General features: G+C 67.4%; 12 protein-coding genes and 1 pseudogene. 3 read left to right on the plus strand and 10 right to left on the minus strand.

Going from position 1 to position 13,134, the window contains the following annotated elements; genetic code table 11:
* The 8 genes and pseudogenes from NOV72_RS32750 to NOV72_RS13605 form a co-directional block, all read right to left on the minus strand.
* Nucleotides 1–213: pseudogene (locus tag NOV72_RS32750) on the minus strand (type II secretion system F family protein); the annotation flags it as partial.
* Nucleotides 206–1,576, minus strand: a complete 1,371-nt coding sequence (locus NOV72_RS13575; RefSeq protein ID WP_106855125.1) for a TadA family conjugal transfer-associated ATPase — start codon at nt 1,574–1,576, stop codon at nt 206–208. The gene NOV72_RS13575 and the pseudogene NOV72_RS32750, both read right to left, overlap by 8 nt.
* 3 nt (nt 1,577–1,579) lie before the next feature.
* Nucleotides 1,580–2,839 carry a nucleotide-binding protein gene (locus tag NOV72_RS13580; protein WP_106855126.1) on the minus strand — a complete coding sequence of 420 codons (1,260 nt, stop codon included), beginning with the start codon at nt 2,837–2,839 and terminating at the stop codon, nt 1,580–1,582.
* On the minus strand, nt 2,836–4,194 hold the full coding sequence (locus NOV72_RS13585; protein WP_106855127.1) for a type II and III secretion system protein family protein: 1,359 nt from the start codon (nt 4,192–4,194) through the stop codon (nt 2,836–2,838). The genes NOV72_RS13580 and NOV72_RS13585 overlap by 4 nt, the downstream gene beginning before the upstream one ends.
* Before the next feature lie 24 nt (nt 4,195–4,218).
* Nucleotides 4,219–5,142, minus strand: coding sequence for a Flp pilus assembly protein CpaB (gene cpaB / locus NOV72_RS13590; RefSeq protein ID WP_106855128.1), 924 nt, complete (start codon nt 5,140–5,142; stop codon nt 4,219–4,221).
* Between the two features lie 33 nt (nt 5,143–5,175).
* Nucleotides 5,176–5,634, minus strand: coding sequence for a TadE/TadG family type IV pilus assembly protein (locus NOV72_RS13595; protein WP_106855129.1), 459 nt, complete (start codon nt 5,632–5,634; stop codon nt 5,176–5,178).
* Nucleotides 5,631–6,125 (minus strand): A24 family peptidase, encoded by a 495-nt coding sequence (locus NOV72_RS13600; protein WP_106855130.1) that lies wholly within the window; start codon nt 6,123–6,125, stop codon nt 5,631–5,633. The genes NOV72_RS13595 and NOV72_RS13600 overlap by 4 nt, the downstream gene beginning before the upstream one ends.
* Before the next feature lie 151 nt (nt 6,126–6,276).
* The gene (locus NOV72_RS13605; RefSeq protein WP_106855131.1) at nt 6,277–6,453 is read right to left on the minus strand and encodes a Flp family type IVb pilin; all 177 of its coding nucleotides are present in this window, start codon (nt 6,451–6,453) and stop codon (nt 6,277–6,279) included.
* Nucleotides 6,454–7,018: 565 nt separating this feature from the next.
* Between NOV72_RS13605 and NOV72_RS13610 the strand changes: the two genes are divergently transcribed.
* Both NOV72_RS13610 and NOV72_RS13615 read left to right on the plus strand, forming a co-directional pair.
* Complete coding sequence (locus NOV72_RS13610) at nt 7,019–8,707, plus strand: collagen-like triple helix repeat-containing protein (protein ID WP_106855132.1); 1,689 nt, start codon at nt 7,019–7,021, stop codon at nt 8,705–8,707.
* Nucleotides 8,708–8,827: 120 nt separating this feature from the next.
* Nucleotides 8,828–10,540, plus strand: a complete 1,713-nt coding sequence (locus NOV72_RS13615) for a ShlB/FhaC/HecB family hemolysin secretion/activation protein (protein ID WP_106855133.1) — start codon at nt 8,828–8,830, stop codon at nt 10,538–10,540.
* A gap of 16 nt (nt 10,541–10,556) precedes the next feature.
* On the opposite strand, the gene NOV72_RS13620 is transcribed toward NOV72_RS13615, so the two are convergent.
* Nucleotides 10,557–10,844 (minus strand): DUF4148 domain-containing protein, encoded by a 288-nt coding sequence (locus NOV72_RS13620; RefSeq protein WP_106855134.1) that lies wholly within the window; start codon nt 10,842–10,844, stop codon nt 10,557–10,559.
* Between the two features lie 130 nt (nt 10,845–10,974).
* Nucleotides 10,975–11,418, minus strand: a complete 444-nt coding sequence (locus tag NOV72_RS13625; protein ID WP_106855135.1) for a MarR family winged helix-turn-helix transcriptional regulator — start codon at nt 11,416–11,418, stop codon at nt 10,975–10,977.
* Nucleotides 11,419–11,563: 145 nt separating this feature from the next.
* Between NOV72_RS13625 and NOV72_RS13630 the strand changes: the two genes are divergently transcribed.
* The gene (locus NOV72_RS13630; RefSeq protein ID WP_106855136.1) at nt 11,564–13,105 is read left to right on the plus strand and encodes a DHA2 family efflux MFS transporter permease subunit; all 1,542 of its coding nucleotides are present in this window, start codon (nt 11,564–11,566) and stop codon (nt 13,103–13,105) included.
* Nucleotides 13,106–13,134: the final 29 nt, after the last annotated feature.

A 13,134-nucleotide genomic window follows, 5' to 3' on the forward strand; every position in this document is an offset into this window, starting at 1 on the left:
GATCTCCGGCGCGAGGCCTTTCGGCGCGGCGGCGGCTCGCGCGCCCGCGACTGCGCGCGGGGCCTGCTGCGGCCGGGGCGCCTGCACCTGCCGTTCGACGAAGCGCTCGGTCAGCGCGCGCTCGCGCGTATGCAGGCCGCGCCGCCACAGCATGAGCGCCGCCGCCGCGCAGAGCAGCGCGAGCATCGCGATTAAGGCGACGGCTCTATACATTGAAGCCTCCGCCGAAGCGGCCGGAATGACCGAAGCCCTCCGACAGCGCGACGCCGAGCGCCTGCCGGAACTTCGCGAGCTTCGGCGAACTCGGATGGATGCCGAGCCAGGTCCAGCGGTCTTCTTCCTCGCCGTTCGCATCGACGGAAGGTTCGTAGCGATACAACTCCTGCATCGCGATGATGTTGTCGGAGAGTCCGGTCACTTCGGTCACCGAGAGAATGCGCCGCCGCCCGTTCGAGAGCCGTCCGATCTGCACGATGAAATCGATCGCGTTGGCGATCTGCCGTCTGAGGCTCGCCTCCGTGCCCTGAAAACCCGCGAATCCCGCGAGCATTTCGAGCCGGTAAAGACATTCGCGCGGCGAGCTTGCGTGGACGGTGCCCATCGAACCGTCGTGGCCGGTGTTCATCGCCTGAAGCATTTCGAGCACTTCGCCGCCGCGCACTTCGCCGACGATGATCCGGTCCGGCCGCATGCGCAGCGAGTTGCGCAACAGATCGCGGATCGACACGACGCCCGCGCCGTCGAAGCCGCCGGGCCTGCTTTCGAGCCGCACGACATGCGGATGATTCAGCGACAACTCGGCCGTGTCCTCGATCGTCACGACGCGCTCGTGCTTCGGGATGAAAAACGCGAGCGCGTTCAGCAGCGATGTCTTGCCCGAACTCGTCCCGCCCGACACGAGCACGTTGCAGCGCGCGTCCACCGCCGCCTGCAGCAGCGCAGCGATGTCCTGATTGAACGTGCCGTTGGCGAGCAGATCGTCGGGGCGCAGCGGATCGCGCCTGAACTTGCGGATCGACACGACGGGGCCGTCGATCGACAACGGTTCGATCACCACGTTCACGCGGCCGCCGTCGGGCAGACGGGCATCGACCATCGGATTCGATTCGTCGAGCCGGCGTCCGATCGGCGCGAGAATGCGCCGCACGATGCGCAGCAGATGCGCGTTGTCCGCGAAACGCACCGGGATTTTTTCGAGCATGCCGTGGCGCGACACGTACACGTCGCTGTAACCGTTGATGAGCACGTCTTCGACGGCGGCATCGGCGAGCAGATCTTCCAGCGGACCGAAGCCCGCGAGTTCCTTCGTCAGCGCGGCGGCGACCAGCCGCACTTCGCTCTCGTTCAGCGGAACGCGCCGCAGACGCACGAAGCTGTCCATCTCCAGATCGACGAACTGCTGGATCGCCTGCCGCGACCATCGGCCGAACTCCGCGCCCAGTTCCTCGATGCGCGTGAGCAGATGCTCGTGCGCCGCCGTCGCCACATCCTGAAACTGCTGCGACTGCGCGAACGCGACGGCGTCTTCGGCCAGATCGTTCGCGAACGCGATGTCCTTGCTGAAGTCCTGAGCCATCGTCTATGAACGCCTGAGAAAGTGGGGAAGAAGATGCGCGGCGTCGAGCGCCTTGCGCGCTGTGCGCCGCCCGGCACGCACTGCCGGCGCGTGCGCGGCCTCTTCGGGAAGCTCGCCATCGAGACGCGCGACGAGCGGCGCGAGCGCGCGCACGTAGGGATCGCGCCCGGCGCAATCGGCGAGCAGCCGGCCCTGATTCACCGCGCGGCCCAGCGCCTGCGCGCGCTCCGGCAACACGCCGACGAGCGGCAGATTCAAACGCTGCGCCAACTGATCCGCGCCGAAGTTCAGCGCGGCGTCGAATTTGTTCACGACGAGGCCGATCTTCGCGAGCGGCGTGTCTTCGTCGGCGGGACGCAGCGCGTCGAGCAGCGACATCGCCGATACCGCCGACGCGACGTTCGCATCGCAGACGAGCCATGCTTCGTCGGCGGCCTGCAACGTCTGCGTGACGAATTCCGCATTCGAGAAACCGCCCAGATCGACGATCTGATGATCAAAATACGCGCGCAGCCGGTTAAGCAGGCTCACCGCCGACGCGAACGAGATCGCGCGCATTTCCGCGAGATCGGCGGGCAGCGTCGTGAGCGCGAGGCCGCTCGCGTGACGCGCGAACGCGGTGTTCACGAAGGTGTCGTCGAAGCGGCGCAGGTTGCGCACGGCATCGACGAAATGCAGCTCGCAACGCATGTCGAGCAACAGCGCGCTGTCGGCGGCGGGCAGGCCGAGATCGAGCAGCGCCGTCGCGCGGCCCGCGTGCAGGCCGCGCCGTTGCAGGCTCACCGCGAGATTCGCGGCGAGCGTGCTCACGCCCACGCCGATGCGCGCGCCGAGCAGCACCGTCAGCTTGCCGTCGCGGCTTCGCGGCTCGCCGCATGAGCGCGGACGCTCGTCGATGAGACGTTGCGCGATCGCGCGGACGTCGCCGCTCGGGCCGTCGATGTCGGCGAAATCGCGCACGCCCGCGCGCAATGCCGCGAGCGCCGGAGCGGGCGTCGCCAGCGTGCCGAGCGCGACGATCGGCACGTCAGGAAAGGCGTCGCGGGCGGCGTGTGCGAGCGTGCTCGCGTTGGCGGCCGCGCTGAAATCGACGAACACGATCGCCGGCGCGCTTTCACCGATGCGCGCGACGAGTCCCGCCGCATCGCACGGCGCCGCTTCGACCGCGCCCGCGCCCGCCAGCGTGCGTTGCAGCCAGTCGTGGCGCGCGGCGTCGGGGCTCGCGCAGAGAAAGCGTGACGGCGGCGCGGATGCGGCGCTCATCGCGAGAATCCCGGCGCGGCATCGGACGAGAGCGCCCCGCCGACGAATGAACGCCACACCGGACCGTCGCGCTGTTCGGATTGCTGGCCCGGCGTCGAAGGCAAAGCGGCATTCTTCGCGATCGGCGCGACGAGATGCGGCGTCACGACGATCACCAGCTCGCGGCCCTGCTGCGAGTACTGCAAGGTTTTGAAGAACGCGCCGATGATCGGCAGATCGCCGAGCAGCGGCACCTTGTTGACGTTGGACGCCGTCTCGCGATCGACGAGGCCGCCGATCACGAAGCTCTCGCCGTCGCCGAGTTCGACGGCCGTTTCCGCGCGGCGCGTGGTGAGCGCGGGCACCGACACGCCGTCGATGGTGATCGCGTGCGCGAAGTCGAGCTGGCTCGCCTCGGGCGCGACCTTGAGCGCGATGCGCTCCGGCCCGAGCACCGTCGGCGTCAGCGAAAGCCCGATGCCGTAGGGCTTGTAGACGATCGTCGTCGTGCCGAGCGATTGCGGCACCGGCACCGGAATTTCGCCGCCCGCGAGAAAGCTCGCGCTCTGCCCCGACAACGCGACGAGCGTCGGCTGCGCCAGCACGCGCGCGAGGTTATTGCTTTCGAGCAGGCTCAGGTTCGCGAACAGTCCGCGCGACGTCGAATTGAGCAGCAAGTTGAACGCGGAGCCGATCGGCGACGTCGCGGTGACGGCAAGCGGACTGGTCGCGCCGCCCGTGACGCTCGTGAGCGCGCTCGGCGCGAACGTGCCGAACGCGAAGCCCGCATGATTCTGCGAAAACAGATTGAAGCCCGCTTCCTTGAGCACGGTCTTGCTGAACTCGACCACTTTCACATCGACCTGAACGACGCTTTTCGTCGCCACCGCCGATGCATCGACGAGCGCGCCATCCTTGCCCACCGCCGCGCGCGCCGCCGCGACCGCGCGCTGATGCGTGGCCATCGTCGGCGTCGTGCCGGTGAGCACGGCGGTCTTGCCGAGCACGCGCACCTGCGGCGCGGCGGCGTCGGCGAGCGCGGCGCTCACGTTCGCCGCGACCTCCACGGTGTACGACAGCGGCTCGTCGCGGCCGCGTTGCCACAGCATCAGGTTCGTCGTTCCGGCCGATTTGCCGACGAGCAGCACGCCGCCGCCCTTCAACACGTTCACATCCGCGACCGACGGATCGCCGAGCGCGACGCGCGTGATCGTCCGGCCGCGCGCGAGCGGTTTCTGCGCGCCGGCCGTGAGCGCGATGACACCCGCATCCGGTGCTTCGGACGTTGCGGCGTACACATTGACTGCGAGCGCTGCCGCCGCACACGCGGCGAGCGCCGCTCTTTTCCATCGATCGAGTTGCCGGTTTCTTGTCATCGTTATGGGTGGCCTGCTGTTCGTTCAATACGCGACGCGTTCCGCGCGGCCGCCGCGAATCACTTCGATCTCGTCGTGCGCCGGCGGGCGGGCGCTACGCGTCTTGTCGACGGAACGCGGCGCGGCGCGCGCGCCCGCAAGCGCGCCGAGCGAAATGCCTGCGACCGCGCGATCGGCGGCGCTGCCGGGCCGCGCCGACGCGTGGAGCGGCGCGAACGCGGGCGGCGCGGGAGCTTCGTCGTCGGCGGCATTGCGCAGCGCGAGCACGAGCCGGCCCGCGCTTTCCGCGAGCGTGAGCGCATCGACGTCGGCGGTGCGGATCGCGAGCACGGCCGTGCGCGGGCTCGCCTGCGCCGCGCTTTTTCCCTTGTTCTCGTTCGATCCGAGCGACGCATCGCCCATGCTCAGCACCCGCACCTTCGACAACAGCAGCCGCGCCTGCGACGCCGCGATCTCGGCGTCGCCGCTCGCCGCGCCGCCCTCGCGCTTCAGCGTGAAGAACACGTCGACGAAATCGCCCGGACGCACGTGATTGCCGACCGCGTTCGTCTCGTCGATGCGCACGGCCACCGCGCGCTCGCCCGCCGCGACGACATCGGCGAGGCCGCTCGAGAGGGCGTCGGCGGTCAATGGCGCGCCCTTTTGCAGCGCCGCCAGCGGCACGCGTCCGATGAGCGCGGCGCTGTCGCCGAACGCGCCCGGCGTGGATTCGGCCTGCATGCGCACGGTGAGCGCGTCGGCGTCGAGCGGCTTGCCCGCAGGCAGATCGCGCGCCGCGACGACGACCGGCACGAGGCGCTGCGGCGTCGCCATCGCCGCTGCATGCGCGGGCGCGCGATCACGCTCCGGCGCGGGCGCGGGCTCGCGCGCGAGCATCACCGCGAAGACGCCCAGAACGAGCGCGAGCCCGAACAGCAGGATGGCGAGGGTGCGAGTGAGATGGGCCATGGCGTCAGGAAAAGTGGATGCGGACGCGCGCGCTCATAGCACGTTGTCCGGATCGAGTTGAACCATCGCGCGGGCGACGAGCGCGTCGGGCAGCGCAAGGTCGAAGAGCGGCAGCGTCGGCACGAGCGGCCGTTGTGCGTAGCCGTAATCGAGCGTGACCTCGATGCAGCGCAGCGTCGCGTCGTACGCGCACGGCGCGGGCGCGGCGGTGCATTGCGCGAGGCCCGCGAGCCAGTTCGTCAAACTTTTCGCGGTCTCGCACGCGGCGGCGCCACGGCGCGCGAGGGCGTCGTCGACGCTTTGCGCGTTGGCCTGAAAGCGCAGCGCGGCGCGCGCGCCCTCTTCCGCCGCGAGCGTCAGCGACTGCTGCGCGACGAAGATCAGGCTGTAAGTGACGATCGCGTAGAAGATGACGAAGAACAGCGGAAACACGATGGCGAACTCGATCGCCATGTTGCCGCGCTGGGCGCGACGGCCAAGGCGGCGCGTCATGCGTGCGCTCCGCTCGCGAAGAGCGCGAGATGGCCGATCGCGGCGGCCGCCAGCAACGCGCCGTACGGCGTGCTGTTGCGTCGGCGTTCTTCGAGCGTCGCCGTGTCGGGAAGATCGCGCAATGCGAACGCGGCGCGGCGGCGCGCGAGCAGCACGAGCGCATGCACGAACGCCGCAAGACTCGCCGCGACCCAGATGCCGACGAGCGCGCGCGGCCCGCACCACGCGCCGAGCGCGGCGAACGCCTTGACGTCGGCGGCGCCCATCATGCCGAGCGCATGAAACGGCACGAGCGCGACGAATCCCGCGCCGAGGCCGAAGAGCGCCATGCCGATGGAGGTATCGAAAGGAGAGATCCGCGCGGCGGCGAACGCGAGCGCGCACGCGCCGCCCGCGATAATGAGCGCATTCGGAATCAGCCTGCGCCGCCAGTCGAATAATACGATCGCGAGCGCCCAGGCGATAAATATCGCGGATTTAATTGAAAACATGGCAAAGCGAATCCCTTCATCCGGATTAATACGGAAGCTCGATTAAAAACGCTTGACGACATCAATCCTCGCGCCGGAAATAAACCGGCGCGAATGACGAGGATTCGCCGATCAGGGGAGAAGCGACCGACGGCGAATACCGCTCATCGCCTTATGGCGCGGTTTTCGACAGTTCCGTCTTGATCGCCTGAAAAGTGCTTTTCAGTTGAGTGGCGACATCGCCGACCGCCGTCATGATGCCCAGTGCGAGAACACCGGCAATCAGCCCGTATTCGATGGCGGTAATTCCCCGGCGATCGCGAATGAATTGCAGGATGTTGGCTTTCATTCTTATGCCCTCGGTTTTTGGTGCCGCTTCTCTCTGGCCGCATATGCTTTTCCGCCGCGCGCCGGACAGGCGCGTGCAGCGTCCCGCCCGGCGCAGCGCACCGGATCAGCATTCCAACTCTGTTTTTTTGTCGCCCTGGTCTCTTTCGATCGCGCTCGCGAACGTTTGCTACGAGAAGAGGCGTCGGTAACGGATTTATAACGCAAGCCTATCTCAAAATCAATTATTGTCTGATCGATTATTTAGCGGCGTCGCTCCGCAGGCTGCTTTATGCCAGCCGTATCCCGAATATCAGTAGAAGCAACTGTTTTGCGTGTTCCGGGAGAGCATTAATTTCCTGCCTGTCGGCAAGACGACGCGGTCGCGTAACGCGTTGCGACGTAACGCCAATCGCCGTTCGTCACGTTACGCAAGGCGTCTGGACCGTTTTCGCCTTTCGCGCCAATCCATGTAAGTCCTTGATGCAGGAAACCAAACGGTAGTGCCGGCGATTTTGTCCGTACGGTGGCACACCTAATGCAGTTAATCGCCCGCGGTTCGTTCAATAGAAGACATCGAGGGCCAAATGAATACGAGGAATATCGGACGCGAAGTCCTGCGCAAAACAATCGTCGCGACGGCGGTCGCCAGCCTGCTCGCGCTCGGCGCATGCGGCGGGTCGGGAACGATGAGCAAGTCGGCAGGCTCCGGCGGCGGATCGGGCGCGATCACGACCGGCGACGGCGGCGGCTCGGGTTCGGGTGGCGGCAGCGGTTCGGGATCGGGAACGGGCTCCGGCGGCGGGTCGGGGACCAATACGGGCAGCACCGGTGGTGGCGGGGGGACCGGCGGCGGAAGCGGCGGAACGGGCAGCGGCACGACGGCCCAGCCCGTTGCGGCCGTCGCGGACAAGACCGGCAACGTGGTGTCCGCGGCCGGCGACACGGTATCGGGCGTCGGCACGGCGATCGGCTCGACGACCGCGCCCGGCGTCGGCGCGGGCACCACGAAAGCCGCCGGCGATGTCGTATCGAACCTGGGCGGGGTCGTGTCCACGCTCGGCGATGGCGTCTCGGCCGGGCTCGGCACCATCGGCGCGAGTGCGAATCCGGTGGGCACGACGGCGGCGAGCCTTGGCGGTGTCGTCGAAAAGACGGGCGCGACGGTGTCGAGCGCAGGCACGCTCGTGTCGAGCCTCGGCGGCGGCGCGCTGTCGCCGCTTGCGCCGGTGACGACGCCGGTCGGCGGCATCGTCGGGATTGCGGGGAACGTCGTCACACAGACGGGCGGCGTGCTCGGCCAGACGCTCACGAGCGCGCCCGTGCAGCAGCTCACGCAGTCGGTCAGCCAGGCGATCACGCCGATCACCGCACTCGCCGGCTCGACCACGCAGACCGTCGGTGCGGCGACGGGACTGGGCACGCCCGTCAACAATCTGCTGACGACGCTCGGCGGCACGCTCGACAACGCGGGCAAGAACATCGTCGCGACGGGCGGCAATCCGGTGACGGCGGGCGTCGGCAATCTCGTATCGACGACGGGGCAGACGGTGGCATCGGCGGGCGGGCTCTTGCACGGCGCACCGGGAACGAGCCCGCTTGCGCCGCTTACCGGCGTGCTTGGTGGATCGGGCGCGGGCGGCGTGCTCGCGCCGGTCACCGGCGTCGTCGGCGGATTGACCGGGGCGACGGGTGCAGGCGGCTTGCTCGCTCCAGTTACCGGCGTCGTCGGCGGATTGAGCGGCGCAACGGGCGCAACCGGCGTGCTCGCGCCGGTCACCGGCGTCGTCGGCGGATTGAGCGGCGCGACGGGCGCAACCGGCGTGCTCGCGCCGGTCACCGGCGTCGTCGGCGGATTGAGCGGCGCGACGGGTGCAACCGGCGTGCTCGCTCCGGTTACCGGCGTCGTCGGCGGATTGACCGGGGCGACGGGCGCAACCGGCGTGCTCGCTCCGGTTACCGGCATCGTCGGCGGATTGACCGGGGCGACGAGCGCAGGCGGCTTGCTCGCTCCGGTCACGGGGATCGTCGGCGGATTGACCGGCGCGCCCGCAACCGCGCCGGGCTCGCCGGCCTCGTCGGGCGGCGCGGGCTCCGTGCTCGGCACCGTGACGTCGATCACGGGCGCGGTCGGCGTAACCGTCGCGACCAATCAAGGATCGACGACGACAGCCGGCGCCGGCGCAGGTCTCTCGACGACCACCGGCAACAACAGCGGTTTGCTGGGCGCGGTGGGCTCGCTCGTCGGCGGCGTGTTGGGAGGCACGCGGCGCTAGACACACGCTAGCCGGGGCGCGCGGTCGATGAACGGCCCCGCGCCCCGCATCTGACCGAAATCGCCAGCACACACGACGAAGAACGCGACGACGTTCTCGCAACCCTACGAGGGCATCACAATGAAGATCCGTGAATGGACACGGGCGCTCATGCTCGCCGCGCTTGCGGCGCCCGTCGCATCGCATCATGCGCACGCTCAGACTTCGCCCGCGCCGCGCGCGAATCCGGGCGGCAATCCGCTCGAAGCGCTCCCGCAGGTCAACGCGCCGCCCAAGGCGCCCGTCGCGGTGAACGTCGCGCCGCCCGCCCCCGCGCTCGATGCGCTGCTCGCGCGTCATCTCACGCCGACGAAGATCGAGATCGAAGGCGTGAAGGCGCTGCCTTTCGCGCAAATCGCGGCGCGCTTCACGCCTTTCGTCGGCAAGGACGTGACCATCGGCCAGTTGATCGAGGCGGCGAACGGCGTCACCGCGCTCTACAAGGAACACGGATACGCGCTCTCGTTCGCGTTCGTGCCGGCGCAGACGTTTCAGGACGGCGTCGTGCGCGTGACCGTCGTCGAGGGCTATATCGCGAAGGTCGTCGTGAAAGGGAACGCGGGCGCGGCTCAAAAGCGCATTCGCGCGGTCGCCGAGCGCCTGCAGGCGGACCGGCCGCTCACGCAGGCGAACTTCGAGCGCTACATCAACGTGCTCGGGATGATCCCCGGCGTGAAGACGAAGGCGAACGTCACGCCGCCGCAGAATACAGATGGCGCGACCGCGCTCGAACTCGATGTCGAACGCAAGCCGTTCAATGTCGGCACGGGCATCGACTTCAATCATCCGGGCGTGCAGGGCATTTTCAGCGCGACGGAAAACGACATGCTCGGGCTCGGCGAATCGCTGACAGCTTCCGCGTTGCTGCCCAAAGGCCGCGACGATCAGACGTATTACGCGCTGAACGGCCTGTTGCCCGTCGGCACCGACGGCTTCGCCGCCAAGATCGACGCCTCGCATTACCACGGCCATCCCGTCGACAATCCGGGGCTTCCTTCGTATATCGAGCGCACGGTCGTGAACGACAAGCTCGCGTTCTCCGGCGTGTATCCGTTCATGCTGAGCAATGCGCGCAGTCTCGTCGGCACGGCGACCGCGTATGCGTCGCACGACGAGGATCGCCTGAAGAACACGATCGCCGCGGGCAATCCGTATCTGTCGCAGCGTTCGCAGATTCGCGTCGCGCAAGTTCAGCTCGATTACACCGGCAACGGCGCGGGCGTTATGCGGCGCGCGAGCTTCACTGTCGCGAAGGCGTTCGACGTGCTCGGTGCGTCGAAGAGCGTGCAGACCAATATCGCGGGCTACGCGCCGGTCAATCCGGTCTCGCTGACGTTCGTGCGCACCGGCGCGACCTATACGCAAAGCAACGAATGGCCGTGGAAAATCGGTACGGTCGTTTCGATGACCGGCCAGTATTCGCCCGATCCTCTGCCGACTTCCGAGCAGATCTCGTTCGGCGCGCAGCGATTCGCGCTGGGCTATCAGCCGGGCGAGGCGTCGGGGGATTCGGGCTGGGGCGCGTCGTTCGAGGTGAATCGTCCGATCGCCATCGACACGACGTATCTCAAAAGCTTCTCGCCCTATGTGATGGTCGATGCCGCGCGCGTGTTCCTGCACGGCGGCACGGCGAATCCGCGCAGAATGTCGTCGGTGGGAATCGGCTTTCGCGTGTCGGATGCGAAGCACTACAGCGTCGATTTGTCGGTGGCGAAGGCCGTGGGCGACGCGCCGGTCGAAAGTGCGTCGCGCAGTCCGCGGATCAACGCGACGCTGTCGTATCAGCTCGATTGACGACGCGCCCGCCCGGTCACGGCGCCGACGCGGGCGCCGGCTTCCCGGCCTTCTGTGCGTTGATCTTCGCCTGCGCGTTCTGCAGATTCTGCGGATAGTTCGTCTGCTCGCCCGCCGGGTTGTAGCCGTTCTGCTCCAGTTGCTTCAGCTCGGCGTTCTTCTTCGCGCGCGCCTCCTTGCTCTGGGCTTTCTTGATCTGCTTCGGCGTGGATGCGGCCGTGTCCTGCGCCTGCGCGACGGGCATCGCGACGAGCGCGGCGACCGACAGGGCGAGGACGGCCAGCGGTGCGGTGCGTGTGTTCATGATCGATCTTCTCCGGGTGGATGGGCGGCAGTCGACAACGGCGCTTGCGTGGATCCCGTCAGCAATCCGCGATCCATGCGCGGCACGTTAGCACGGTGCGCGCAAACCGGCAGCGAAGCTATCGCATCGGTCAGCGATCGACGATGCGGCTCAAATTCCCGCGCACACGTTGCAGCAGCGCGATGAGTTGCTCGCTTTCCTGCTTGCTGAAGCCCGCGAGCGCCTCCGACGTGATCTCGTCGCCGACGCGCCGCGCCTTGTCGAGCGCCTTCTCCGCCTTCGCGGTCATGCGGACCTGGCGTTCGCGGCGGTCGTCGGGATTCAGGCGCCGCTCGATCCAGCCGCCCTCTTCCATGCGGTCGAGCAGGCGTCCGGCGGAAATCGGCGCGACTTCCAGCAGTCCGGCGAGCCGCGCCTGATTCACTTCGCCGTAATGCGAAAGGTAGGCGAGCACGCGGCATTGCGCGCGCGTGAGATTGAGCGATGACTTGGCCAACACGTCGAAACGATTGCCGCACAGGCGGTCCACGTCCGCGACGAGAAAGCCGAAGCGCTTGTCGAGTTGGGTTTCCATCGCGCGATTATATGTAAGAGATTTCCGCGCGTGAACGTCGCGCGCGCCCGGTATTCGTCCGAATTGCGGCGCATCGCGCACGCCTTATAATAAGCCTGCTTATTATCACCCTACTTATGGATGCCGCCGGCGCGCGGCCACGTTCATGTCCTCCGAAGTCTCCACGGAAAGCGCCGCGGCGCCTCTCAATCGCGGCATGCTGACCGTCTCGATCATGCTCGCGACGCTGATCCAGACGCTCGACAGCACGATCGCGAACGTCGCGCTGCCGCATATGCAGGGCAGCCTGTCGGCGTCGCAGGATGAAATTACGTGGGTGCTGACGTCCTACATCGTCGCGGCGGCGATCGCGACGCCGCTCACCGGCTGGCTCTCCGACCAGTTGAGCGTGAAGAAGCTCCTGTGCATTTCGATCGCGGGCTTCACGGTGGCGTCGGCGTTTTGCGGGCTGTCGGAGACGCTGGCGCAGATCGTCGCGTCGCGGCTGTTGCAGGGCGTGTTCGGGGCGTCGCTCGTGCCGCTGTCGCAGTCGATCCTGCTCGACATCAATCCGCGCGAGAAACAGGGCCAGGCGATGGCCGTCTGGGGCATGGGCGTGATGGTCGGGCCGATTCTCGGTCCGACGCTCGGCGGCTGGCTCACCGACAGCTACAACTGGCGCTGGGTGTTTTTCATCAACGTGCCGATCGGCGCGTTCGCGCTCTTCGGCGTGTCGACGTTCCTGCCTGCGCAAGCCGCGCGCCGCGCGGTGAAGTTCGACGCATTCGGCTTCGCGACGCTCGGCCTCGCGATCGGCGCGTTCCAGGCCATGCTCGATCGCGGCGAACAGCTCGACTGGTTCGGGTCGATGGAAATCCGCATCGAAGCGCTGCTCGCCGCGCTCAGTTTCGTCTTCTTTATCGCGCACACGGCGACGGCCGGCGCGCGCTCGTTCTTCAAATATCCGTTGCTGAAGGATCGCAACTTCGCGACCGGCACGTGCTTCATCTTCGTGATCGGCGCGGTCATGTACGCGACGCGCGCCTTATTGCCGCCGATGCTGCAGAACCTGATGAACTATCCCGTCGCGACGACGGGACTCGTCACGGCCCCGAGCGGCGCGGGCACGATGATCGCCATGCTCGTCGCGGGGCGGCTGCTGAAGCACATCGATGCGCGTCTGCTGTTGCTGTCGGGCTTTCTGATTTCGGCGCTGGCGCTCTGGCAGATGATGCATTACACGATCGTGCTGTCGGCGTCGGATATCGTGTGGCCGGGCGTGATTCAGGGCTTCGGGCTGGGGCTCGTATTCGTGCCGCTGTCGGCGCTGACGTTCTCGACGCTCACGCCCGAGCTGCGCGCCGACGGCACCGCGACCTACAGCCTCATGCGCAATATCGGCAGCAGTATCGGCATTTCGATCGTGCAGACGCTGATGACGCGCAACACGCAGATCGCCCACGCGGACCTCGCCGCGCAGGTGACGCCGTTCAATCCGGCGATGCAGCCGATCCTGTCGGGCGGCTCCATGCAGGACATGGCGATGCTCAATCAGAGCATCACGCAGCAAGCGTCGATGATCGCGTATCTCAACGATTTCAAGCTGATGTTCGTCGCGACGTTGCTGGTGGTGCCGCTGTTGCTGCTGATCCGGCCGGCGCGTCAGGCTTCCGGGGAGGAAACGGTCGCGCATGCGGCGATGGATTGAGGTTTTTTGTGTTTGCGGCGCGTTGAAAC

This window comes from Caballeronia novacaledonica, from assembly GCF_900258035.1.
Taxonomy (GTDB): Bacteria; Pseudomonadota; Gammaproteobacteria; order Burkholderiales; family Burkholderiaceae; genus Caballeronia; species Caballeronia novacaledonica.